This window comes from Nocardia sp. NPDC004278, assembly GCF_053602975.1.
Genome location: NZ_JBSGEQ010000012.1, coordinates 35,110 through 57,409 on the forward strand (window position 1 = coordinate 35,110; position 22,300 = coordinate 57,409).

The window sequence follows — 22,300 nt, forward strand, 5'->3', positions numbered from 1 at the left end:
GCGTCAGGTGCTCGGCTGCAGTGCGACGACCGGAATCACCCGACTGGTCCTGGTCTCGTATTCGGCGAAGCCGGGCATGGCCGCCACCATCGCGGCGTAGAGCCGATCGCGTTCCGGGCCGGAGGTGATCGGGGTGGCGGTCGCCTCGATGGTTTCGGTACCGATTTCCAGCTTGACCTTCGGATTCGCGAGCAGATTGTGGTACCAGTCCGGGTTGCCGGGTGCACCGCCCTTGGACGCGATGATCACCAGGCGGTCGCCGTCGCGGATATAGGCCGTCGGATTGGTCCGCGGCAGTCCGGATTTTGCGCCGGTCGTGGTGAGCAACAGCAGGTCCTTGCCTTCGAACGGGCCGCCTACCTTGCCATTATTGGTCCGGAACTCCTCGATGATGTTCTTGTTCCAGTCGGTCATATCGCTCCTCGATCGAGATCGGGTTACCCGGTAATCCTTGCCGATGGCGGTGCGCTGCGGGGGCAATGTCGACAGCCTGGTGTCGATTTCCCGGTGCCAAGAGCGGCCGGGGGCTCACTTCTGCACGAGGCAGCCCATATCGCGGATCACCTGAGCGAATGCACGGATCTGCTCTGTTTCGGAGTCGCTGCGCCAGACCGGTGCCCACCGAACCAGATGGGAATCGGTGATGGGCAGGTAGGAGATGCCGGGTCGGTTGTAGTAGCGGGCGATGTGGCTCATGCAGCTGGTGAAGACGTCGCTGGTGGTGGCGGTGGCCAGAATGTCCTCGAGCGTCGAGATCGGCGCGACACGGTGGATGGAGCGGCCCGAGGGTGTGTAGAAGGGGCTGACGGCGTCCTCCCAGTAGTCGGGCAGGGGGTTGCTGGGTTCCAGCACGCCGCGGTCGCCGAAGACCTCGAGCGATACCCACTTCTCGCCAGCCAGCTCGTGGCGGTCGGGCATCATCGCCACCATCGGCTCCATGGCGATGATCGGCCCGACGGTCAGGCCGGGTTCTTCGACCGGCACCCAGGCGATGACGATGTCGGCTTCGTCGCGCATCAGTGGGCCGAACTGGTCACCGAATTCGCTACTGCGGATCTGCAGCTCCCAATCCGGGTGTCGCTTGCGGAAGGCATCCCAGAAGGGTTGGTAGTCATAGGGGTTGTAGCCGATCATCGCGACGCGCAGCACGCCGGAGATGCCCCGTGCGGTGCGCCGGGCGTGCTCGATCGCCCGGACCACGCCCCGATAGTTCGGGAGCAGTCCGGCCAGGAGTTGGCGCCCGAGCGGAGTGAGCTGGACGTTGCGGGGATTGGAACGATCCACCAGACGACCGCCGATGCGGCGCTCCTGACTCTTGATGGATTGACTGACCCGTGCCTGGGACAGATGCAGCCGTTGCGCGGTTCTGCCGAAATGCAGTTCCTCGGCCAGCGTCAGGAAGATCTCGATGTCTCTGAGCTCCATCGAGTTCCTCCCGCTCGGTCGGCCAGCTGTGCGATCCGAACATTACGTCGTCGTCAGTGCGCCCGCAGCGGCGCGCCCCCGTGCTTCGCGCCCGCGATCACGCCGATCAACACCGCCTCTTGGCTGCTGTCGTTGCGCCAGGCGTGCACGACACCGTTGAGGACGAGCCAGTCCCCGGGTGCCAAACGAATCTCGGTGTCCTCCAGCAGGCACACCGACTCACCCGTGAGCTGCATCAGGCAGTCCACCGACGCGGTCGCGTGGAACCCGGTGAAACCCGCTGCCGCGCCGTAGGTTCCGGGTGGGTTCGGATCATCGACGATGGCCACCGAGGAGGACAGCTGTGCCATGGCGGCGGCCGCGGCCTGGACCGGATCCGCGGAGTCGGCCCAGTCGTCCGGGTCGAAGTGTGGTGGGAAGACCAGCCGGATGACGTGCACGCCCCCGGGGAGCGGGATGAGCGGACCTGTGAACTCGGGCCGGGCCCCGGCGTCGGGGAGTGCAGCTGGTGTGTCGGTCGCCCAGATGGATTCCGGACCATGCCCGCTCGGCGCTAGCTCCGCATCGCTGACGACAATGGCCTTGCCCTGCGCGTCATGGCCGGTGACCACACGTCGAATACCCATATCTCAGATGACTTTCCGGAAGAAATCGCGAATGTCCGCGAGCAGCAGGTCCGGCGCCTCGTAGGCGGCCCAGTGTCCACCGCGGGTGTATTCGTGCCACTGCACGATATTGCTGTGATCGCGTTCGGCGAACTTGCGCGGTGGCTTGAAGTCGTGACCGAAGGAGGCGAGCCCGAGCGGCACAGTGGTCGGGGTCGAATATTCACTCTCGAAGTAGAACCGGCACGCGGGCGCCGATGTGTTGGTGAACCAATAGATCGAGACGTTGGTCAGGATCTCATCCCGGGTCATGGAGTCGGTGAGTAGCTGCGCGCTCCAGGCGAGTTGGTCGATCGGCGAATCGGAGCGGGCATGGCCGGGGGCCTGCGGCCGGGCCTGCCGGGTGAAGTCCGTGCCGGAGTACTCGCGGAATTTCCGGCCGAATTGGATGAGCATCAGCTCCTGGTCGGTGAGTCCGTCCAACTCGCCCGGCTCGCCCCTCGGAAAGGAGAAGATCTGGTCGACGTGCACGCCGACCACGTTCTCCGGTGCGAGCCTGCCCATTTCGGGTGCGACGGTGGCGCCGCTGTCATTGCCGTGCACACCGTAACGGTCATAGCCGAGCCGGATCATCAGCTCGTTGAAGAGCGCCGCCATCCGTACCGGATGCCAGCCCGCTATGCGCGTCGGCCCGGAGAACGCGAAGCCCGGATACGACGGTATCACCACGTGGAAGGCGTCTGCCGGATCACCGCCATGAGCGCGCGGATCGGTCAATTCGCCTACCAGGCCGAGGAATTCGGTGAACGTGCTGGGCCACCCATGGGCCAGCAGTAGCGGCATCGCATCCGGCTCCGGCGACCTGACGTGCACGAAATGAATCTTCTGCCTATCGATTTCGGTGGTGAACTGTGCAAAGGAGTTGAGTCGCCGCTCTTGTGCGCGCCAATCGAACATGTCGCGCCAGTATTCGAGCAGCGGACCGACATACGACAGCGGAACTCCGTATTCCGAATCGGGCCGTACCGGTATGCCGTCGTCCCCCCGGCCCGCGAATGCCATGGCGGGCAGTTCCGAGACGAGCCGGGTGCGCAGCAGGCGCAGGGCGAGGTCGTCGAGATCGGCCTGCGGAATGTCGATGCGGAAGGGTTTGATCTCGGACAATTCGGCTCCATTGGGTCGTTCCAACATGCCGCTTCAGCCTGTGTCAGCGGCAATGCGGGAACAACGCCGTTTTCGAGCCGGTCCGATAACTTCTACTTATCGAATGGCTCCGATGCGCAACAGGCGGTCGACCAGCATGTCGACGTAGTCGTCGGTGAGCGGGCCGGTGCCGAAGAGGGTGCGGGTGTACATGGGGGCCAGGATGATGTCGACCACTTGCAGTACGTCGGGGGCGTTTTCGCCGCGGGCGGTGGCCCGGTCGAGCATGCGCTGGATCTGTTCGACCCGGTCGGCGAGAAACCGATCGCGGGTTAGTTCGCCAGCTTCGCCGGTATCGATGAGTGCGAGGATGCTGCGCAGCAGGGCGAGTCCGTTGGGGCCGTTCACATCTCGGGCCGCCTGTGCGGCATAGGCGCGCAGGTCGCCGGCCAGGTCGCCGGTATCCGGCATGGCCGATCCGGTGGTGAGCCGGTCGACGGTGACCTCCATGGCCAGTGCCTCGAGATTGCCCCAGCGGCGGTAGATGCTGGTGTCCGCCACACCCGCGCGGGCCGCGACCTCGGCGACGGTGAACTTCCCGTAGCCGCGTTCGGCGACGAGTTCGGTGACCGCTTGGTGCACCGCAGCCCGCACGCGGGCACTGCGGCCGCCCGGGCGTCGGGTGCGCGACTGTTCCGTCATGTAGCCACCTTAACGCAGTTCGTACTTGCGTTTGTTGCCGGTTCGGCGTTACGCTGCCATTAACGCCGTTGCGAACTGCGTTTAGGAGCTGGCGATGGGACCGGTCAGCTCTGTGACCGCGGCTCGACAACCTGCATCTGAACCGAATCTTTTTGGCCGTCAACACTTCTGGAGTACCGCATGAACACCGTAATCGCCCGCATCGACCGTGCCATCGAAATGACGGCCGCCATCGTCAAAGGCATTCCGGCTGCCCGCATGACCGCGCCGACGCCCTGTGTGGAGTGGGATGTGCACGAGTTGCTCAATCATCTGGTGGGCGGGATGAACATCTTCGCCGCGCAACTGCGTGGTGTGGAACCGGATCGTGCGCACCACGACGACTGGCTCGGCGTCGATCCGCACGCCGCCTACGCCGACGCGGCCGTAATCGACAGTGCGGCATGGCATCTCCCCGACGCGCTGGAACGCGATATCCATCTCGGATTCGGTAGTGTGCCGGGTCCGATGGCGGCGGTGATCCATCTGACCGAAGTGCTCGTGCACGGCGTCGATCTCGCGGTCGCCACCGGACAGGAGCGGCTGTTGGATGAGGAGCTCTGCGCGGACATGCTCGCGACCATGCGCGACATGGGCATGGACAACTTCCGTGCGCCCGGCATGTTCGGTCCCGAGCTGCCGATGTCCGAGGACGCCCCCGCGCATCGCAGGCTCTGCGCCTACCTCGGCCGAGCCTGCTGATATCCAATGAACATACAGAGCTGTATGTAAGTGTAGAATCGCCGGAATGACCAGGCCCGCAGCGTCCAAACGGCAGCGCCGTACGCAGGAGCAGCGTAGCAGTGAGATGCGGACGCGGCTGCTCGACGCGACCATCGACTGCCTGGTCGAGTACGGCTATGGGGGAACGACGACGCCCCGGGTCGCCGAGCGAGCCGGGGTCACCCGTGGGGCGCAGGTGCATCACTTCGGGTCCAAGACCGATCTGGTGGTGGCAGCGATCAGTCATCTGGCGCAGCTGCGGGCCGAGACCGCGATGCGGGAGATGTCCAAGGTCCAGGCCGGTGCTGATCCGGTCGGCGTGGCCCTGGAATTTCTCTGGGAGCTGCATCAGGGGCCGCTGTTCATCGCGACGGTCGAGTTGTGGGTGGCGGGCCGGACCGATCCGGTGCTCGCCTCGGCCATGGAGAAGGTCGAGCCGTTCGTCAATAACGCGGTGCTGATGGCGGTCGCTCGATTCGTGCCGGATGAGATGCGGCGCAAGGAGACTCGCGATTTCATCTACACCGCGATGGACGCGCTGCGCGGCATTCTGGTCTCCAACTTCATCGATCCGGATACCGCACGGGCGCACCGGCGGTGGCGGCGCGCCTCGGCGCATCTGCGGCAGGTCGCGACGGCGGCGCTGGCCGCGCAATCGCTGGTGGATCGGACGTCGGTCGAATAGGTCGCTGCGTCGCGGATGCTGGTCTGCGCGGCAGCCCTGTGCTTGTGTGCGTTCTTCGGCGTGTGCGTCGGTATAGATGCAGCTGGGCGACTTGCGATAGCGGAGCTCTCGATACCCACCCCATTGCGTGACGCGTGTCACGGCAATTGGGGTCGGATCCGTTGGCCGGAGCATGTCGTGATGCCTGTTACCAGCGCCTATTGGCTGTACATACACGTCCAGCTGTATGTGATGTCCGAGCTGGAACTATCTGGTTACTTGCCGGCATTGTGATGCCGACCAAGTGTGCATCTTGCGCAGTTACATACAGCTTTGTATGTTTGTTAGCAGTTTGATCCCGCTGGATCGGCCACTGTCGTTCGCCGCTGGCGCGGACGGCCCTATCTGAGGGAGTTCGATGACGAACAAGGTCTACGTCGTCGGCGTCGGCATGACGAAGTTCGAGAAGCCGGGCCGCCGCAAGAACGAAGATGGCAGCGCGTGGGATTACCCGGATATGGCGCGGGAATCGGGTACCAAGGCGCTCGCCGATGCTGGAATCGACTATCGCGAGGTCGAGCAGGCCTACGTCGGGTATGTGTACGGCGAATCCACTTCCGGTCAGCGCGCGGTCTACGAACTCGGTATGACCGGTATTCCGGTGGTCAATGTCAATAACAACTGCTCGACCGGATCTACCGCGCTTTTCCTTGCGGCACAGGCGATTCGGGGCGGCCTGGCCGATTGCACGCTGGCGCTCGGCTTCGAGAAGATGCAACCGGGTTCGCTCGGCTCCACCTGGGACGACCGCGAGCAGCCGATGGCCAGGCACATCATGGCGCTGGCCGAGATCTCCGAGGTGCTGTTCCCGGTGGCGCCGTGGATGTTCGGTGCCGCCGGTCGCGAGCACATGAAGCAATACGGCACCACCGCTGAGCATTTCGCGAAGATCGGCTACAAGAACCACAAGCATTCGGTGAACAACCCGTATTCGCAGTTCCAGGACGAGTATTCGCTCGAGGACATCATGGGCTCGCGGATGATCTACGACCCGCTCACCAAGCTGCAGTGCTCGCCGACCTCGGACGGCTCCGGCGCGGTCATCCTGGCCAGCGCGGACTTCGTGAACTCGCACGACCTCGCGGCGCAGGCGGTGGAGATCGTCGGCCAGGCGATGACCACCGACTTCGCCTCCACCTTCGACAGCACCGCCAAGAACCTCATCGGCTACGACATGAATGTCCGAGCCGCGCACAAGGTCTACGAACAGGCTGGGCTCGGTGCGGAGGACTTCCAGGTCATCGAACTGCACGACTGCTTCTCCGCCAACGAACTGCTGCTCTACGAGGCGCTCGGGCTCTGCGGCAAGGGTGAGGCCGGGAGGCTCATCGATGACGACCAGACCACCTACGGCGGCAAGTGGGTCGTGAACCCCTCCGGCGGGCTGATCTCCAAGGGACATCCACTGGGCGCTACGGGTTTGGCGCAGTGTTCCGAACTCACCTGGCAGCTGCGCGGCACCGCGGGCCAGCGGCAGGTCGACAACGTCACCGCCGCCCTGCAGCACAACATCGGCCTCGGCGGCGCCGCGGTCGTCACGGCCTACCAGCGGGCCGACCGCTGATCCGACCGGCGAAAGCCGTTGCACAGCATCGACATTCACTCGACGAGGAGTCAACTGATGGGCCATATCGAAGCCACCAAGGACGTCAACGCCACCCCCGATGCCCTCTGGGCGGTGGTCTCCGACCCGCAGACCTGGGACAAATGGTTCACCATCCACGAGCGGTTCATGGAGGAGCCGCCCGCCACCTTGGCCGAGGGGGCCAAGCTGGTCGCGAAGATCGTCATGCTCGGGATGGCGAACAAGTTGGAATGGACCGTGGTAGCGGTCGAGCAGCCCAGCAAGCTCACCCTTGGCGGCACCGGAATGGCCGGGGTGAAGACCGAATTCACCTTCGATATCCAGCCCAAGGGCGATGGCAGCACCATCCTGGTCTCCGGCGATTTCGAGGGCGCGCTGATCAAGGGCGCACTCGGCAAGGCGGTCGAGAAGGACGGTCTGAAGCAGCTGGACAGGTCCCTCGAGCAGCTCGATGCGCTGGCCTCGGCCTGAGCCGGAAGGAGCGGGCGATGACAGCGGAGGCCGCAGCGGCGCGGCCGGTGGAATTCGACGACAGCGGGCTCGAAATCTGGTGTGACGAAGAAAGTTTCGAAGTCACTTTAGAACGAATCGCCGAATATGCCGCCGCCACCAATGATCCGATCGAGGCGCACCTGGCGGGCAAGGTGGCCGCGCCGATATTCGGCATCGTTCCGGTCTTCGAAGCCATGATGATGCCGGTGATCGATGTCGCGCCGATGGACATCTTCGGCCGAGTTGTGCACGGGGAGCAGGATTTCCATTTCCACCGCGCGATCCGGCCCGGGGACCGGCTGGTGTCGCGGGCCAAGGCGATCGGCTACGCCAGCCGTTCGAACGGCAGCACCATCACCATCCTCATCGAATGTCGCACCGAGGCCGGGGAATTGGTCAATGAGCAGTATCTGACCGCCTTCTTCCGCAATATCGACGCAGGTAGGACGGTTGGTGTCGCGGCTCCGGCGCACAAGTTCGACGAGAGTCTGCGGGCCGGGGATCCGCTCGCGGTGGTGCCACAGCACGTCGATCTCGACCAGACCTATCGCTATTCACCGGCCTCCGGCGATCCGGTGCCGCTGCATCTCGACGAGCAGGTGGCCAGGGATGCGGGTCTGCCCGGGATCATCGCGCACGGACTGTGCACCATGGCCTTCGCGTCGTGGGCGGTACTCACCGAGGTCGCCGGTTCGGATGTCAACCGGCTGAAGCGATTTGCCGTGCGCTTCGCCAAGATGGTCTTCCCCAACGACGACCTGGAGACCCGGATCTGGAAGGTCGGTTCCGCCGATGGCGTCACCACCTACGCCTTCGAAACCGTTCGCGGGACGGATGTCGTTCTCAGCGACGGTCGCGCCGAAGTCGCCGACTGATCACCGAACACATTAGGAGCCATACAGATGGGTGCACTAGAAGGAAGGGTCGCCGTCATCACCGGCGCGGGCCGTGGCATCGGGCGTGCGCACGCCCTGCTGTTCGCCCGCGAAGGTGCGGCGGTCGTGGTGAACGACCTCGGCGGCAGCAATGCCGGTGCGGGTTCCGATGTCGGTCCGGCCCAGGAGGTCGTGAACGAGATCATCGCGACAGGTGGCAGGGCGGTGGCCAACACCGACAATATCGCGAACTGGGATGGCGCGGAAAATGCTGTCGCGCAGGCGATTGCGGAGTTCGGTGGCCTCGATATCGTGGTCAATAACGCGGGTATCCTGCGCGATGCGTTCATCGCTGGCATGGACGAGGCGCAGTGGGATGCGGTGATCGCGGTGCACCTCAAGGGCCATGCCGCGGTGCTGCACCACGCCGCCGCGTACTGGAAGGGGCAGAGCAAGGCGGGCAACCAGCCGAATGCCGCGGTGATCAATACCGCGTCCGCCTCCGGAACGACCGTCCCAAATGCGGGGCAGGCCAACTACGGCGCGGCCAAGGCCGCAATCGCCGCGCTGACCCTGGTCGCGGCCGATGAACTCGCCCGCTACGGCGTCCGGGTCAATGCCATCGCACCGATTGCACGCACCCGGCTCACTCTCGCCACACCCGGTATGGGCGAGATCATGGCCGCCGAGGCGGCGGCGATCGAGGAGGGCGATTTCGACGCGTTCAGCCCGGCCAATATCGCCCCGCTCGTCGCCTACCTGGCGACCGATAAATGCCCGCTCACCGGCAAGGTTTTCGCAGTACAGGGCGGTGCCATCTCCGAGCTGGCAGGCTGGCACGACGTGCGGACGATCGAGACCGAGGGCCCCTGGCTCATCGACGATATCGCCGCTCGGCTGCCTTGATCTCGCGGGAACGTTAGGAGACGACGATGTTCGAATGGTCCGAGACCGACGAGATGATCCGCGAGGCGGTGCGCAGCTTCATCGACAAGGAGGTGCGCCCGCACCTCGACGCGCTGGAGAGCGGCGAGCTGACGCCGTATCCGATCATCCGGAAGTTGTTCAGCGACTTCGGGATCGATGCGATGGGCGGTGAGGCGGTCCAACGCCTGCTGGCGAAGGAGCGCAAGAAGGCCGAGGCGCTCGCGGCGGGGGAGCCGCCGCCGGAGAAGTCCGAGAAGTCCTCCGGCGGTAGTCCGTTCGCGGGGCAGGAATCGCTGATGGCGGTGCTCATCGGGGAACTGTCCGGTGTGTGCATGGGGCTGGTCACCGCGATGGGCGTCAGTATCGGTCTCGGGGCCACCACTATCCTCTCGCGCGGCACACTCGCGCAGAAGGAGCGGTGGCTCGCCGATATCGTCACCATGAAAAAGGTTGCGTCGTGGGCGATTACCGAGCCCGATTCGGGGTCGGACGCATTCGGCGGTATGAAGACTTATGTCAAGCGTGACGGCGAGGACTACATCCTCAACGGCCAGAAGACCTTCATCACCAACGGCCCGTATGCCGATGTGATGATCGTCTACGCCAAGCTCGACGAGGGCGGCGCAGCCTCCTCTGCAGGCTCCGCTCCGGTCGACAAGCGCGAGCGCAAGGTGCTCACCTTCGTCCTCGACAAGGATATGGAAGGCCTCACCCAGGGCAAGCCGTTCAAGAAGATGGGCCTGCACGCCTCGCCGACCGGTGAATTGTTCTTCGACAATGTGCGTTTGGGTCGGGACCGGCTGCTCGGTGAGACCGAGGAGCACAAGGGCGGCGACGGCCGCGAGAGCGCCCGCTCCAGCTTCACCGCCGAACGCATCGGCGTCGCCTTCATGGCGCTCGGCATCATCAACGAATGTCACCGGCTCTGTGTGGAATACGCCAAGAGCCGCAAGCTGTGGGGCCAGGAGATCGGCCGCTTCCAACTGGTCCAGCTCAAGCTGGCGAAGATGGAGATCGCCCGCATCAACGTGCAGAACATGGTCTTCAACACCCTCGAGCGCGGCAAGGCGGGTAAGCCGCCGACCCTCGCCGAGGCGTCGGCCATGAAGCTCTACGCCTCCGAGGCCGCCACCGACGTCGCCATGGACGCGGTACAACTCTTCGGCGGCAATGGCTACATGACCGAATACCGAGTGGAACAACTCGCCCGCGACGCGAAGTCCCTGATGATCTACGCGGGCAGCAACGAAATCCAGGTCACTCACATCGCGAAGGGCCTACTCGCTCAGTAGTCCGGACGGCACATGCCTTTCGCCACCGGCACACATGCGATACATGTGTGGTGACGGATCGGCATGTGCCGTCGGTCCAGAGCCGGCCAGTGCTACCGGACCCGCGACAGGACCTCGGCAACCCGACGGTCGAGTTGTGCCAGCCGCGCTTGCAGCCGTCGATTCTCTCGTTCGAGCTCATGGACTCGGCCGATCAGCTGCTGAGTCTGCGCGTGGAGCTGGCTCAGCCGTGGTTCGAATTGGGCCCTGCGTCTGCGGGATACGCCCGCCCGCTGGTCGAGTGCGTCGCCCTGCATCCTGATTCGGCTCGTGCGATCACACAGGCGATCGATGCGATAAGCCAGTCGGCTCAACCGGCCTGCAGTTGCCGCACATCCGCGTTGACATTCGCATGCCGACAACCGAGATGCCGGGCCGCCATCCCGTGCGAACGCCGGGCAGCGAGGAGGTCAGCCAGTTGCGTACCTGTCCTCAGCTCCAGCCGCCGCAGTTGTAGATCAGCGGTGCGCACCGTGCGGTTTGCGGCTTTGGCGGCGCTATCGGTCGCGTGGGCCAGCTCGCACAGGCTGTCGATGTCGCCACGGAGCTGGCTGATCGCATGCTCGATTTCTCGGCTCCTCATGGCGCGCAAGGGTAGTCGCCCGGTACTCGCGGATCACTCGGTTGCCGCGATCCGTGGACGACTCGCTGACCTGTGGATATTCGGCGTGTCAGACCGCGCGCAAATGGGTGCGGCTGGCGTAGATGTGTTCGGCTATCAGGGTGGCTATGCGGTCGGGAGCCTCCAGCATCGGGACGTGGCCGACGCCGTTGACGAGGATGCGGTCGGCGGAGTCGGGGAGTTCTTGGAGGAAGCGGCGCGCGTAGGCGCGGTTCGGGATGATGCGGTCGTATTCGGCCATCAGGAGGCGGACGGGGGTGGAGAGGTTCGAGAGGTCGTCGAGTGCCGGGCCACGTGTGCTGCCGACGATCATCGGGAGCATGGCGTCGCAGTGCAGGGCCGCGGTGATCATGGCGGCGACGTCACGTCGGGAGACGGCCGCGACGTTCTTGCTCAACGCGAGCAGCGCGAGGCGTTGGGCGATCGGATTGTCGATCGCGAATCCGCCAAGGCGCTTGCCGATTTCGACGATCGGCACCAGGGCCAGGAACTTCGCGCCGACGCGCAATTGCGCAAGCGACGGCGACTGCCAGCCGCCCGCCGGTGCGATCGCGGTCAGCGTGCGGGCTCGCCCGCGCCGGGCCAATTCGAAGCCGACCAAGCCACCGAGCGAATTGCCCGCGATATGGCAGGTGCGCCAGCCGAGTTCGTCGAGTTGATCCTCGATCCGGTCGGCGAGGGCATGGAAATCGATGGACCAGCCGTCGATCGGTTCGCCGCCCCAGTGGCCGGCAAAGGCCGGGGCGAAGACCTCGCAATGTGAGGAAAGCCGCAGCGCGACCTGTTCCCAGCAATGCGGCGAGAGCATGAACCCGTGCAGCAACAGGACCGGGTCACCGGATCCGACATGCAGCGCTTTGATCGGCGCGCGACGGGCGGAGGATTTGGTGGTGCCTGACATCATTGTCAACACCCCTCTCTGGACGGCGATGTCCGGGGGAGTTCGTCTGACCAGCATTGTACGGTCGTTAGGTGCCGACAATCATCTCCACGATCAATGTGAACGGCGTCCGGGCGGCGACGGGGAAGACGGGGAAGGGGATGCTCGAGTGGCTGGCGGCCACCGAGGCTGACATCATCTGCCTGCAGGAGACCCGGGCAACCGATGAGCAGACGCGCGCCGCGCTCGCTCCGGCGTTGGATTCCGGTTGGCATCTGACGCATGCGGAGCCCGGGTCGAAGGGGCGCGCCGGGGTCGGTATTTTGTCTCGTCGCGAACCGCGCTCGGTGCGCATCGGCATAGGGAGCTGGCAGGACGGTGTCTGGCATCCCAGCGCCGAATTCGCCGCGAGTGGGCGCTACGTCGAGGCCGAATTCGACGAGCTGACGGTGGCCAGCGTGTATGTGCACACCGGCGAGGCGGATACGCCGATGCAGGATGAGAAGTATCGGTTCCTGAACGATATCGGCGCGCATATGAAGGCGCAGACCAGCGATTTCGTGATCTGCGGCGATTGGAATGTCGCCCATACCGAACTCGATATCAAGAACTGGAAGGGCAACCTGAAGAACTCCGGCTTCCTGCCCGACGAGCGGGCCTGGATTGATGACATGCTCGCCGCCGGATATGTGGATGTGGTGCGCAGTCTGCACCCGGGGGTCCCCGGTCCGTACAGCTGGTGGTCCTATCGCGGTCGCGCCTACGACAATGACGCCGGCTGGCGCATCGACTACCACTTGGCGCGCGGCGAGGTGGCCACCCGGGCCAAGCAGGCAGTGGTCGAGCGTGCCGCGACCTACGCCGAGCGCTGGTCCGACCACGCTCCGGTCACGGTGCAGTACCGATGAGGTTCGCGTCGATAATGAAGCACGGCAATGCGGGGGACAGCGGCGAAGTGCCGATGAACCGCACGTCGAAGACAGTTCATGCCCGCGCCCGACACGGTGCGGTGACGCTGGGGAATGCGGTGGAGTGCTGATGAATTCGACGTCCAAGCGAGTTCGCTCGCTCGCCGTGCTGGGCGTTGCGGTGCTGGCGTTGGTGATCGCGGTGCTCGCGTCGCGCGGGGGCGGGGACAGCAAACCGACCGTCGCCTCGGTCGCCTCGACCGCGCGCAGCACCAGCGTGGTGGTACCGGTGCGCGGACCGGACACGACCACCGCGCCCGCCGCGACCCGAGCTCCCGGTGTACCGGACCGCGCATACGCGACCCTGGTCGAGATCGATGCGGGCCGCTGGCCGGATTCGGCCAACGCGCCGGGCACCAAGGGCGGCGAAACCTGGATGAACCGCGCGGGCACGCTGGCCGCCAAGGATTCGGCAGGCAAACCCATCACCTATCAGGAATGGGATGTGAACCCCAAGCAGCGCAACCGTTCTCGCGACGCCGAGCGCATTGTCACCGGCAGCGACGGTTCCGCCTGGTACACCGGTGACCACTACGAAACCTTCACGAGGATGCGCTGATGACAGTCTCGTTATCGCAGTTCCTTGCCCGCCCCGAGGCCGGTCGGTCCTCGACCGCGGTGCCCTCGGCACGCACACCGGTACTCGGTGCTCTCCCCGTCGACGCGACGACATTCAGCGGCGTGCGCTACGACGTACCCTCCGGCTATGTGGTGCGTGAACTGCGCGGTCGCAAGATGCGTACCACCGCGGGCGTTTTCGACGAATTCGCCGCCGCTTTTCAGTTCCCGTACTACTTCGGCGCGAATAAGGACGCCTTCGACGAATGTCTGCGCGACCTGGATGATTTCGTCGGCTCCGCCACCGGATACGTTGCCGTGATCCGTGATTCGGCCGAACTGCTGGTCGATGAACTGGAAGAGCGCGACTGGTTCGCCGAGACAATGCGCGATGCCGCCGACTATTGGTCCAACCAGGACCTGGCCTTCCGCGTTGTCCTGCAAGGCGAACCGGCCGATCCGCAGATCGTCCGGCTGAGGGCGTAGGGCCGAATGACCGCTCTCGGCGAGCTGGCCATTCGATTCGGCGCTCACTCAGAGGAGGCGGCGGGCCAGATCCTCGCCGAGGAGGACGAACACATCGGTGGTGTGCTCGATCAGTTCGTCGCGGGTCAGGGGGAGGTCGTTCTGTAGCCAGGCGGTCAGGGTTTGGACCAATCCGCCGACGAGGTAGGTGGCACGAAAGTCGATGGTGGGATCCGGCTCCGGATCGGTGATGCCGTAGAAGTCGATGCCCTCGGCCGCGACGAGTCGGGCGAATACCCGCACAGTCTGGTTCGTGCGCGCGCGCAACTCCGGGGTCGCCATGCCAGCGATCAGCGCGACATGCGCCTTGCGCGGATCGTCGGTGAGCAGATGAATGCCCGCTGAGATCGCCGCATGTGCTTTGGACCGGGTGTCCGCCGGGGCGGCCTGCAAAGCGCCGACGATCGTCGCGGCCATCTCCTCGGCGATTCTGTCGATCAGCGCGGCCAGCACCGCGTCGCGACTGTCGAAGCTTTCGTAGTAGTACCGCTCGTTGAGTCCGGCCTGCGCGCACAGTCCGGAAACGGTGAGCTTGGCGATGCCCTGGGTGCCGATGATCTCCAGCGCGGCATCCAGCAGCGCCGCGCGCCGCTGGGCCCGGCGTTCGTCGGCGGAGACGCCACCGTAGGTCCGCTTCGCTGGGCCGCCCGCCGCCTTACCGCCATCCTTCGCCGAGTCGCTACGTGCCGCCGAACTGTCCGTGCGCGATCCTGACCTGGCCGTTGCCCGACCGCTGCCTCCCGCGGAGTCGCTGCGCGATCCTGACCTGGCCGTTGCCCGACCGCTGCCTCCCGCGGAGTCGCTGCGCGATCCTGACCTACTAGTCGCCCGGCCACCATCCCCCGCAGATTCGCTGCGCGCTGCGGAGCTACCTGTCGGCCGATCGCTCGCGGATTCGCTGTGGCCTGGCGCACCGGTCGCCCGACCACTACGTCCCACCGAATCGCTGCGCGATGCTGCCATACGGCGATTCTGGCACGGGTGCGGTCGTGGCTGACCGGATCGCGGTTCGACGCGGTAGCCGGATCCGATCCGAGCACAATCTGGCAGAAGCTATTGCCAGATCGTAAATTCTGGGAGATTCTATTGCCAGATGCTGTGTAACCCGGCGTGCGCCGGGGTGATGGCCGTCTGGATCGCAATGCCCATTGCGCCCCGACGACACGCGCTCAATGAGGAGGCAGCGATGTCCGAAGCCGGCTACTTCGCCGACAATTCGATGGCCCGACGGGTCATGGGCAAGCGCGCGGTGGGTCTCACCTACGGTCAGCGCGCCCTGGTCGTCGGCGCCGTGCATCCGCTGCTCTATGTCGGAACAGCGGAGAGCACCGAACATCGGACGACCCCCTACACGCGACTCGCATTGACCGGCAAGCTCTTCGAGGCCGTCTTCCTCGGCACCAAGGACGAAGCCGACCGGGCGCTGGCCTTCACCTCCAAGAAGCATGCGAAGGTCGTCGGCGCGCTGCCCGAGGATGCGGGTGCGCATCATCCGGCGGGCACCGGCTACTCCGCGCTCGACCCGCACCTGATGTACATGACCATGGCCTTCACCTTCGACTCCGCCGAGGCGATGCACGATCTGCTGGTCCGCCCGCTGACCGATGGCGAACGCGAGGGCCTGTACCAGGACTACGTCCGCTGGGCCGAACTGTTCGGCATGCCGCGCGAGGCCGCACCCGGCAGCTACCGGCTGTTCCGCACATCCTTCGACGACTACCTGGCCTCGGACGAGCTGTTCCTCACCGACGAGGCCCGGCTGGTCGGCTCATATCTGGCCGGTCAGCGCGTGCCCTATCCGCAGCGCAGGCCGCTGCGCCGGGTGGTCGACGCGTTCTACCTGCTGGTGCAGGGCAGCCTGCCGCCACGGATCCGCGATATGTACGGGATGCGGTGGGGACTTCCCGAACAGCTCGCCTTCCGCGCACTGGCCCAGGGTGTGCGCACCGCGCATATCGCCCCGCCGCTGCTGCCGCCGGTATTGCGCGGCACGCTGGCCGGTCCGAGCGCGCCCGTCTACCGATTGCTGTCCAAGCGTGAACACGAACTTCTCAGCACCGGCCGTCCGAGCATGCCGGGTGTCGACCCGCGCAACTGGGCGTCGCGAAATTCCGCATGACCGGGCGGGAGCCGACCGCGAACGCCGCCGATCGGACCTGCGGTGTGAGCGACGGGCTCGGAGGTGGTAGCGGAGCGTAGCCGCGGAGAGACCCGCGAACGCCGCCGATCAGATACGCGGTGTGGGCGATGGGCTCGGAGGTGGTAGCGGAGCGTAGCCGCGGAGGGACGCGAACGCCGCCGATCAGATACAGCATGCGAAGATCGGGATATGTCCAGTCCTGCTCAGACGACCCCGGCCGCCGAACGCAAACAGCGGGTGCTGTCCGGGATCCAACCCACCAGCGCGTCCTTCCATCTCGGCAACTACCTTGGGGCGCTGCAGTACTGGGTGACCATGCAGGACGACTACGATGCGCTCTACTTCATCCCGGATATGCACGCGATTACCGTGGCGCAGGATCCGAAGGAACTGCGCGCCCGTACCAAGGCGGCGGCCGCGCAGCTGCTCGCGCTCGGCATCGACCCCAAGCGCTCCACGCTCTTCGTGCAGAGCCAGGTTCCCGAGCATGCCGAGCTGACCTGGGTGCTCAGCTGCATCACCGGATTCGGCGAGGCCAGCCGGATGACCCAGTTCAAGGACAAGTCGGTCAAACAGGGCGCGGAGAACGCCAGCGTCGGACTGTTCACCTATCCGGTGCTGATGGCCGCGGACATCCTGCTCTACCGTGCGCATCAGGTGCCGGTCGGCGAGGATCAGCGCCAGCATCTGGAGCTGACCCGAAATCTGGCCCAGCGCTTCAACACTCGGTTCAAGAAGACGTTCGTGGTGCCGGAGGCGCATATCGTCAAGGGCACCGCGAAGATCTACGACCTGCAGGATCCGACGTCGAAGATGAGTAAGTCGGCCTCCACCGACGCCGGTCTGATCAACCTGCTCGACGATCCGAAGATCACTGCGAAGAAGATTCGCTCCGCGGTCACCGATACCGAGCGCGAGATCCGCTATGACCCGGAAGCCAAGCCGGGCGTCAGCAATCTGCTGGTGATCCTCGGTTCGCTCAGCGGCACCCCGATCGTCACGCTCGAACGCGATTATGCGGGTAAGGGTTACGGCGATCTGAAGTCCGACGTCGCCGACGCGCTGGTGGAATTCGTCACGCCGCTACAGGCGAAGGTGGAAGAGTACCTGTCGGATCAGGGTGAACTCGACCGCATTCTCACCGCCGGTGCCGAGCGGGCGCGCGAGATCGCTGGCAACACGCTGGCGCAGGTTTACGACCGGGTCGGGTTTTTGGCTCGCTAGCTGGGGAATACCGGTATCGACCGCTTGCGGATCAACACCGTGGTCTCTGTTGAAGGGGCGTGACAGGTGCAGGTGATCGACAATGTCAAGGCGTCGGTAGAACAACGGATCCAGTCGCGGCCGTGGCTCGATCATCTGGTTCGGGCAGGCGAGCGGTATCAGCGGCAACGCGGAGACTATTACGCGGCTGGGATCACGTATTTCACGGTGCTATCGCTGTTTCCGCTGTTGATGGTCGCCTTCGCGGTCGCCGGATTCGTGCTGTCCGGTCATCCGGACACGTTCACCGATCTGCAGAACAAGATCGTGGAGAATATTCCGGGATCGCTCGGCACGCAGATCAACGATCTGATCGAAAAGGCGGTGCGCTCGCGCGGCACCGTGGGCCTACTGGGTCTGCTGGTCGGTGTCTACACCGGGCTCGGCTGGATGGCGAATCTGCGGGCGGCACTGACCGAACAGTGGGAGCAGAAGAGCCCCGAACACAATTGGTTGTTCAACAAGATCTCCGACCTCGGTGCGCTCATCGGTCTCGGGCTGGCCTTCGTCGTCTCGATCAGCCTGTCCGCGCTGGCGTCGAGCACCCTCGGTGCGCGCGTGCTGATCACGATCCACCTGGAGGACCTACCGGGGGCACGGCTGATGCTGGTGCTCATCTCGATGCTGCTCGGCTTCCTCGCCTCCTGGGCGGTACTCGCCTGGATGATCGCGCGTCTGCCCAGGGAGCCGGTCACTCTCCGCAGCGCCGCACGGGCGGCGGCACTGGCCGCGGTGGTTTTCGAGATCTTCAAATACGTCGCGTCGTTCTACCTGCAGACGGTCCTGACCAGCCCCGCCGGTGCAACATTCGGCTCGATCATCGGCCTGATGGTGTTCACCTACATCACCTACCGAATCCTCCTGTTCGCAACCGCCTGGGCCGCAACGGCATCGGAGAACGAGCCCGAAGCCGAAATTTCCCCTCCCGCAGCCGCCGTGATCAAGCCCCGCGTGAGCGCCGCCGACATCTCGATGGGCATCGGCGCGGCCTACTTCGGCGCGGGTGCTCTTGCGGCGCTACTATTTTCGGGACTTCGCCGCCGCTGATCGGGCTACCGGTGCACAAACCTATTGCCCCCGTCCAGATAGGTTGCTGCTGCGCCATCCAGTCCAGGTGCTCGCCGAGCGTAGTGATAGAGCAGTCGATTGGGGCGTGTGCGACCACCCTTTGACTGCGTTCGACGGAACTCCCCAGGCCCAGGGCTTGATACGGCGGAAGCTAGCTGGACGCGGCTGGGGGCTGGTGTTTTCGTGCGGTGCGGACGCCGCCGACCGCCCCGAACCTTTGCTCGTGCGATGGCCGGCCGACGACCTCGAGCTGCCGTGTGTGCTCGACAGCGTCGAGGCGCGGCCGCACCCGCCGTGCGTCCTGACGATGAGAATCAGGTGCGGCCGTCGCCGGAGTGGCCAGCCAGCAGCTTGCTGAACGGTGTCACGGCGGCGAGGGAGTTGCCGGAAGTACGGTGGCGCGGCGGTATGTCCGGTAGAAGGCCCGCTACCGCAGGCGGTTCGGCAACGATCAGCGTCGCGAGTTCGGCCGCGGCACGGTGGATGCGTTCGGTCAGCCCGGTCGATCCGAAATCTGCTGTCGCAGCGAACACTCCGGTCGGCACGACAACCGCTCGCAGGTAGGTGAACAGCGGACGCATCGCGTGATCGAGTATCAGCGCGTGCCGTTCGGTCCCGGCGGTGGCTGCGATCAGTATCGGCATGCCGTTGAGGGCATCGGTGTCGAGGATATCGATGAACATCTTGAACAGACCGCTGTAGCTGGCGGCAAATACCGGAGTCACGGCGATCAGGCCGTCCGCGGCGGAGACCTTCTCCCGGGCCGCGGCGACGGCGGGTGTCGGCAGCCCGCCGGTGATGACTGTGGTGGCGAGATCGGTGGCCAATTCTCGAATTTCGATCACCTCGAGCTCGATGCTCTCGCCGCGCCCGCCGACCGCCGCGGAGACGGCGGCGGCGAGCTGATCGGCGAGCATCCGAGTCGACGATGGTTGCGATACTCCAGCACTGAGCACCACGATTCTGCGGCTCATCGGCTCAACTCCGATTCGATGCGCTCCCGAGCAGGCTCCACCAGATGGTATGGGGCATCGGGGCCCGCCGCGACGAGGCTGCTGTGGGTGGGCGGATCGCTGGGCACATGCTGTGGGCGGCGCAACTCGAATTCCGTGCGCAGCACCGGAACAACCTCGCGGCCAAGGATCTCGATCTGGTCCAGCACCACCTCCAGCGGCAGCCCGGCATGGTCGATCAGGAACAGCTGGCGCTGATAGTCGCCGACGTAATCGGCGAAACCGAGCGTGCGCTCGATAACCTGCTCGGGTGTTCCCACGGTCAGGGGAGTCAGCTCACTGAAGTCCTCCAGCGAGGGCCCGTGACCGTACACCGGGGCGTTGTCGAAGTAGGGGCGGAAGAACTTCTTCGCCGCCGCTTCCGTCTCGGCCATGAAAACCTGCCCGCCCAACCCGACGAAGGCCTGGTCGGCGGCGCCGTGCCCGTAGTGCTCGAAGCGCTGCCGGTACAGACGCACCATCTGCTCGGTGTGCTCCTTGTTCCAGAAGATGTTGTTGTGGAAGAACCCGTCGCCGTAATAGGCCGCCTGCTCGGCGATCTCCGGGGAGCGGATCGAACCGTGCCAGACGAACGGCGGGGTCCCGTCCAGTGGCGCGGGCGTGGAGGTGTAGCCGCGCAGCGGGGTGCGGAACTTGCCCTCCCAATCGACTCGCGGTTCGCGCCACAGCCGTCGCAGCAGATGGTAGTTCTCGATCGCCAGCGGAATACCGTCGCGGATGTCTTTGCCGAACCACGGGTACACCGGTCCGGTGTTGCCGCGGCCGAGCATCAGATCGACCCGCCCGTCGGCCAGATGCTGCAGCATGGCGAAGTCTTCGGCGATCTTGACCGGGTCGTTGGTGGTGATCAGCGTCGTTGCGGTCGACAGGATCAACCGCTCGGTGCGGGCGGCCAGGTAGCCGAGCATGGTGGTCGGCGACGACGGCACGAACGGCGGATTGTGGTGCTCACCGGTGGCGAACACATCCAAGCCGACCTCTTCGGCCTTTTCGCCGATCGCGATTATCGACTTGATCCGCTCGGCCTCGCTGGGCGTCCGACCGGTGGTCGGGTCGGTGGTGACGTCACCGATGGTGAAGATTCCGAACTGCACGGCCTCTCCTCGGCTTGCATTTGGTGGATATGGCAACCAAGTTAACCGTGGTGCCTTGCCGGTTATTCCGACGAGTCCCGCGGACGCCGATCGGGGTCGGATGGTGCGTCCGGAACGACAACTCTTGCCCGACCCAGTCCGAACGGGTTTGCCGCCGTGAACTTGCGGGTGCTCGGCGGCTCGAGCTGCTGATTGTCGGCGGCACGCAAAATCGAGGCTAAGTCACTCTGTCGCAACAACTTTCGCGAGCCCCTCTCCGGCCCCCCGGGTTGACAAACCCGCAGGAGACGGCGAGGGTGGTCGCGGCTGCTGCCTGACTAACCAACTGAAGCGAATGGGGGATTCGATGCAGGTTCACCGGACGAAAACGCCGTCCGCGCGTGGCGGCAAACACCGCCGTGAGGTGTCCGGTTCGGACTGGAAGCACAAAGCAAGTTAGTAATGAAGAAACTCACACGAGCGGCTCTTGGTGCTGTTGTTCTAGCGATTTCTGCGGCGTGCGCAGAACCTACGCCGCCCCCGCCCCTACTGTCGCCCAGCCTGTTCCAACCGCGCCAGCAGCATCCACGCTGAGAGATCTGTGCAATGCATTGTCAAGTATTTTTGTGAACGATCTAAAGGTGCAAGACATAAGGATCCGGGCCGACCGGGATCTTGGATCAACAATCTACGGGGCTGGAGACTGTTTCGTAGATTCGAATTCAGAAATGGTCGGACGTGCTTCGATCACACGTGTTCCTAATCCAAGTACACCTTGGACCCCTAGCCCTATGATGAAGCGGATCAGCGGCACGTCGGAACCAATCTGGCTCTTCGATAATCGGCCCCAGGGTCTTGTCGAAATCGCTACCCACAGCAGCGAGCGGGAAGGGGTAATCCAAATATATGAAGAGCGCGCACAGACTCCCAGCGGCCGCCTGAGGTTAACCGATGAACAGTTGCAGCAAGCTGCTGAATTCTGCATCAGGTTGACTCGCTACCTTGGGCAATAGAGTCGGGCACTTGGAACTGCCACACCTGAACTGAAACGGGAGTAGCTCTTTCGTAGGGTCGCCTGCATTGCGTCTACCCTATTTTGGGAACTCTTCGATTTGGATGCTCCAATAGGTGTCGCTTTCCGTTGTTCCCACTGCCGTTCGCTCCACGGCTTTCACCTCGGACTCTGGTGTTGCGCCCCTATAAGCCGCGTACCGTGGGTTGCGGTCACTGTATGCGTACACGACTTTGCCATTATTGACGAATACTTGTATGAGAGAGTCGGACGTAAAAGGGAGACCCCACCAGTCCAATCCTTTCGTCCCGAGACCATCGTTGAGGCTTTCCTTTGTGGCGGACGAAAAGCTGTACATCCGGTCCCACGAACCCACCGGAATCCCGGATTCGGTAATGAGGTCCCCGAGTCGAGCTGTGCCGCGAGAGTTCCGAACACGTTCGAATGCTGCCGCCAGAGCTGGACTCTCTTGTTCGACGATGACTTTTTCGCCGGACGACGACAGATCGCACCCGGCGGGCAGGAGCAGGATTGCCGCCAGCCCGAGCACAGAGAGCAAACGCATACCGGGGGTCAGATTACTCCGCATGAATTCCTAACTGAGCTA

Annotated in this window: 24 protein-coding genes; 13 read left to right on the forward strand and 11 right to left on the reverse strand. The window is 64.6% G+C overall.

The annotated features are described in order from the left end of the window. Positions 1-3: 3 nt before the first annotated feature. The 5 genes from ACWEO2_RS19835 to ACWEO2_RS19855 all read right to left on the reverse strand — a co-directional run bounded on the left by ACWEO2_RS19835 (position 4) and on the right by ACWEO2_RS19855 (position 3,875). Positions 4-414, reverse strand: coding sequence for a nitroreductase family deazaflavin-dependent oxidoreductase (locus ACWEO2_RS19835; protein WP_452406647.1), 411 nt, complete (start codon positions 412-414; stop codon positions 4-6). 114 nt (positions 415-528) lie between these two features. Beyond that, positions 529-1,425 (reverse strand): LysR family transcriptional regulator, encoded by an 897-nt coding sequence (locus ACWEO2_RS19840; RefSeq protein WP_452406648.1) that lies wholly within the window; start codon positions 1,423-1,425, stop codon positions 529-531. A gap of 53 nt (positions 1,426-1,478) precedes the next feature. Continuing rightward, entirely contained in the window at positions 1,479-2,051 is a 573-nt protein-coding gene (locus ACWEO2_RS19845; protein ID WP_452406649.1) for a hypothetical protein, read from the reverse strand. Between the two features lie 3 nt (positions 2,052-2,054). Next, entirely contained in the window at positions 2,055-3,194 is a 1,140-nt protein-coding gene (locus tag ACWEO2_RS19850) for an epoxide hydrolase family protein (RefSeq protein WP_452406650.1), read from the reverse strand. Positions 3,195-3,290: 96 nt separating this feature from the next. Then, positions 3,291-3,875 carry a TetR/AcrR family transcriptional regulator gene (locus ACWEO2_RS19855; RefSeq protein ID WP_452406651.1) on the reverse strand — a complete coding sequence of 195 codons (585 nt, stop codon included), beginning with the start codon at positions 3,873-3,875 and terminating at the stop codon, positions 3,291-3,293. Between the two features lie 180 nt (positions 3,876-4,055). Between ACWEO2_RS19855 and ACWEO2_RS19860 the strand changes: the two genes are divergently transcribed. The 7 genes from ACWEO2_RS19860 to ACWEO2_RS19890 all read left to right on the forward strand — a co-directional run bounded on the left by ACWEO2_RS19860 (position 4,056) and on the right by ACWEO2_RS19890 (position 10,532). Beyond that, a complete protein-coding gene (locus ACWEO2_RS19860) occupies positions 4,056-4,616 on the forward strand; it encodes a TIGR03086 family metal-binding protein (protein ID WP_452406652.1) in 561 nt (186 codons plus the stop codon). Between the two features lie 46 nt (positions 4,617-4,662). Then, positions 4,663-5,322 carry a TetR/AcrR family transcriptional regulator gene (locus ACWEO2_RS19865; RefSeq protein ID WP_452406653.1) on the forward strand — a complete coding sequence of 220 codons (660 nt, stop codon included), beginning with the start codon at positions 4,663-4,665 and terminating at the stop codon, positions 5,320-5,322. Between the two features lie 397 nt (positions 5,323-5,719). Continuing rightward, entirely contained in the window at positions 5,720-6,925 is a 1,206-nt protein-coding gene (locus ACWEO2_RS19870; protein WP_452406654.1) for a lipid-transfer protein, read from the forward strand. A 57-nt stretch (positions 6,926-6,982) separates the two neighbouring features. Continuing rightward, on the forward strand, positions 6,983-7,417 hold the full coding sequence (locus ACWEO2_RS19875) for a type II toxin-antitoxin system Rv0910 family toxin (RefSeq protein ID WP_433680814.1): 435 nt from the start codon (positions 6,983-6,985) through the stop codon (positions 7,415-7,417). A 17-nt stretch (positions 7,418-7,434) separates the two neighbouring features. Further along, a complete protein-coding gene (locus ACWEO2_RS19880; RefSeq protein ID WP_452406655.1) occupies positions 7,435-8,313 on the forward strand; it encodes a MaoC/PaaZ C-terminal domain-containing protein in 879 nt (292 codons plus the stop codon). A 27-nt stretch (positions 8,314-8,340) separates the two neighbouring features. After that, positions 8,341-9,219, forward strand: coding sequence for an SDR family oxidoreductase (locus ACWEO2_RS19885; protein WP_452406656.1), 879 nt, complete (start codon positions 8,341-8,343; stop codon positions 9,217-9,219). Positions 9,220-9,245: 26 nt separating this feature from the next. Beyond that, entirely contained in the window at positions 9,246-10,532 is a 1,287-nt protein-coding gene (locus ACWEO2_RS19890) for an acyl-CoA dehydrogenase family protein (protein WP_452406657.1), read from the forward strand. Between the two features lie 349 nt (positions 10,533-10,881). Here the strand turns inward: ACWEO2_RS19890 and ACWEO2_RS19895 are convergent, their stop codons facing one another. Together ACWEO2_RS19895 and ACWEO2_RS19900 are read right to left on the reverse strand one after the other, a co-directional pair. Then, entirely contained in the window at positions 10,882-11,154 is a 273-nt protein-coding gene (locus ACWEO2_RS19895; RefSeq protein ID WP_452406658.1) for a hypothetical protein, read from the reverse strand. A gap of 88 nt (positions 11,155-11,242) precedes the next feature. Next, on the reverse strand, positions 11,243-12,097 hold the full coding sequence (locus tag ACWEO2_RS19900) for an alpha/beta fold hydrolase (RefSeq protein WP_452406659.1): 855 nt from the start codon (positions 12,095-12,097) through the stop codon (positions 11,243-11,245). A gap of 68 nt (positions 12,098-12,165) precedes the next feature. On the opposite strand from ACWEO2_RS19900, the gene ACWEO2_RS19905 reads away from it, so the two are divergent. From ACWEO2_RS19905 to ACWEO2_RS19915, 3 genes are all read left to right on the forward strand, one after another. Further along, the gene (locus ACWEO2_RS19905) at positions 12,166-12,981 is read left to right on the forward strand and encodes an exodeoxyribonuclease III (protein ID WP_452406660.1); all 816 of its coding nucleotides are present in this window, start codon (positions 12,166-12,168) and stop codon (positions 12,979-12,981) included. A gap of 130 nt (positions 12,982-13,111) precedes the next feature. Then, positions 13,112-13,600, forward strand: coding sequence for a ribonuclease domain-containing protein (locus tag ACWEO2_RS19910; protein ID WP_452406661.1), 489 nt, complete (start codon positions 13,112-13,114; stop codon positions 13,598-13,600). Continuing rightward, a complete protein-coding gene (locus tag ACWEO2_RS19915; RefSeq protein ID WP_452406662.1) occupies positions 13,600-14,085 on the forward strand; it encodes a barstar family protein in 486 nt (161 codons plus the stop codon). Before ACWEO2_RS19910 ends, ACWEO2_RS19915 begins: the two co-directional genes overlap by 1 nt. 48 nt (positions 14,086-14,133) lie before the next feature. On the opposite strand, the gene ACWEO2_RS19920 is transcribed toward ACWEO2_RS19915, so the two are convergent. Beyond that, the gene (locus tag ACWEO2_RS19920; RefSeq protein ID WP_452406663.1) at positions 14,134-15,087 is read right to left on the reverse strand and encodes a TetR family transcriptional regulator; all 954 of its coding nucleotides are present in this window, start codon (positions 15,085-15,087) and stop codon (positions 14,134-14,136) included. A gap of 223 nt (positions 15,088-15,310) precedes the next feature. On the opposite strand from ACWEO2_RS19920, the gene ACWEO2_RS19925 reads away from it, so the two are divergent. The 3 genes from ACWEO2_RS19925 (at position 15,311) to yhjD (ending at position 18,574) form a co-directional block, all read left to right on the forward strand. Further along, entirely contained in the window at positions 15,311-16,243 is a 933-nt protein-coding gene (locus tag ACWEO2_RS19925) for an oxygenase MpaB family protein (RefSeq protein ID WP_452406664.1), read from the forward strand. Positions 16,244-16,453: 210 nt separating this feature from the next. Further along, positions 16,454-17,488, forward strand: a complete 1,035-nt coding sequence (trpS, locus tag ACWEO2_RS19930; RefSeq protein WP_452406665.1) for a tryptophan--tRNA ligase — start codon at positions 16,454-16,456, stop codon at positions 17,486-17,488. Positions 17,489-17,554: 66 nt separating this feature from the next. Further along, a complete protein-coding gene (gene yhjD / locus ACWEO2_RS19935) occupies positions 17,555-18,574 on the forward strand; it encodes an inner membrane protein YhjD (protein ID WP_452406666.1) in 1,020 nt (339 codons plus the stop codon). 335 nt (positions 18,575-18,909) lie between these two features. Here yhjD and ACWEO2_RS19940 read toward each other — a convergent pair whose 3' ends face one another. The 3 genes from ACWEO2_RS19940 to ACWEO2_RS19950 all read right to left on the reverse strand — a co-directional run bounded on the left by ACWEO2_RS19940 (position 18,910) and on the right by ACWEO2_RS19950 (position 22,282). Beyond that, complete coding sequence (locus tag ACWEO2_RS19940) at positions 18,910-19,569, reverse strand: FMN reductase (RefSeq protein ID WP_452406667.1); 660 nt, start codon at positions 19,567-19,569, stop codon at positions 18,910-18,912. After that, positions 19,566-20,702 carry an LLM class flavin-dependent oxidoreductase gene (locus ACWEO2_RS19945; protein WP_452406668.1) on the reverse strand — a complete coding sequence of 379 codons (1,137 nt, stop codon included), beginning with the start codon at positions 20,700-20,702 and terminating at the stop codon, positions 19,566-19,568. The genes ACWEO2_RS19940 and ACWEO2_RS19945 overlap by 4 nt, the downstream gene beginning before the upstream one ends. 1,070 nt (positions 20,703-21,772) lie before the next feature. Then, positions 21,773-22,282 carry a hypothetical protein gene (locus tag ACWEO2_RS19950; RefSeq protein ID WP_452406669.1) on the reverse strand — a complete coding sequence of 170 codons (510 nt, stop codon included), beginning with the start codon at positions 22,280-22,282 and terminating at the stop codon, positions 21,773-21,775. Positions 22,283-22,300 lie beyond the last annotated feature (18 nt).

Excerpts from the sequence above, each read along its gene's own strand:
- ACWEO2_RS19855 (WP_452406651.1), bottom strand. The coding sequence starts at position 3,875 with ATGACGGAACAGTCGCGCACCCGACGCCCGGGCGGCCGCAGTGCCCGC.
- trpS (WP_452406665.1), top strand. The coding sequence starts at position 16,454 with ATGTCCAGTCCTGCTCAGACGACCCCGGCCGCCGAACGCAAACAGCGG.
- ACWEO2_RS19840 (WP_452406648.1), bottom strand. The coding sequence starts at position 1,425 with ATGGAGCTCAGAGACATCGAGATCTTCCTGACGCTGGCCGAGGAACTG.
- ACWEO2_RS19870 (WP_452406654.1), top strand. The coding sequence starts at position 5,720 with ATGACGAACAAGGTCTACGTCGTCGGCGTCGGCATGACGAAGTTCGAG.
- ACWEO2_RS19895 (WP_452406658.1), bottom strand. The coding sequence starts at position 11,154 with ATGAGGAGCCGAGAAATCGAGCATGCGATCAGCCAGCTCCGTGGCGAC.
- ACWEO2_RS19865 (WP_452406653.1), top strand. The coding sequence starts at position 4,663 with ATGACCAGGCCCGCAGCGTCCAAACGGCAGCGCCGTACGCAGGAGCAG.
- ACWEO2_RS19900 (WP_452406659.1), bottom strand. The coding sequence starts at position 12,097 with ATGATGTCAGGCACCACCAAATCCTCCGCCCGTCGCGCGCCGATCAAA.
- ACWEO2_RS19925 (WP_452406664.1), top strand. The coding sequence starts at position 15,311 with ATGTCCGAAGCCGGCTACTTCGCCGACAATTCGATGGCCCGACGGGTC.
- ACWEO2_RS19835 (WP_452406647.1), bottom strand. The coding sequence starts at position 414 with ATGACCGACTGGAACAAGAACATCATCGAGGAGTTCCGGACCAATAAT.
- ACWEO2_RS19860 (WP_452406652.1), top strand. The coding sequence starts at position 4,056 with ATGAACACCGTAATCGCCCGCATCGACCGTGCCATCGAAATGACGGCC.
- ACWEO2_RS19940 (WP_452406667.1), bottom strand. The coding sequence starts at position 19,569 with ATGAGCCGCAGAATCGTGGTGCTCAGTGCTGGAGTATCGCAACCATCG.
- ACWEO2_RS19890 (WP_452406657.1), top strand. The coding sequence starts at position 9,246 with ATGTTCGAATGGTCCGAGACCGACGAGATGATCCGCGAGGCGGTGCGC.
- ACWEO2_RS19915 (WP_452406662.1), top strand. The coding sequence starts at position 13,600 with ATGACAGTCTCGTTATCGCAGTTCCTTGCCCGCCCCGAGGCCGGTCGG.
- ACWEO2_RS19845 (WP_452406649.1), bottom strand. The coding sequence starts at position 2,051 with ATGGGTATTCGACGTGTGGTCACCGGCCATGACGCGCAGGGCAAGGCC.
- ACWEO2_RS19950 (WP_452406669.1), bottom strand. The coding sequence starts at position 22,282 with ATGCGGAGTAATCTGACCCCCGGTATGCGTTTGCTCTCTGTGCTCGGG.
- ACWEO2_RS19910 (WP_452406661.1), top strand. The coding sequence starts at position 13,112 with ATGAATTCGACGTCCAAGCGAGTTCGCTCGCTCGCCGTGCTGGGCGTT.
- ACWEO2_RS19875 (WP_433680814.1), top strand. The coding sequence starts at position 6,983 with ATGGGCCATATCGAAGCCACCAAGGACGTCAACGCCACCCCCGATGCC.
- ACWEO2_RS19880 (WP_452406655.1), top strand. The coding sequence starts at position 7,435 with ATGACAGCGGAGGCCGCAGCGGCGCGGCCGGTGGAATTCGACGACAGC.
- ACWEO2_RS19920 (WP_452406663.1), bottom strand. The coding sequence starts at position 15,087 with ATGGCAGCATCGCGCAGCGATTCGGTGGGACGTAGTGGTCGGGCGACC.
- ACWEO2_RS19885 (WP_452406656.1), top strand. The coding sequence starts at position 8,341 with ATGGGTGCACTAGAAGGAAGGGTCGCCGTCATCACCGGCGCGGGCCGT.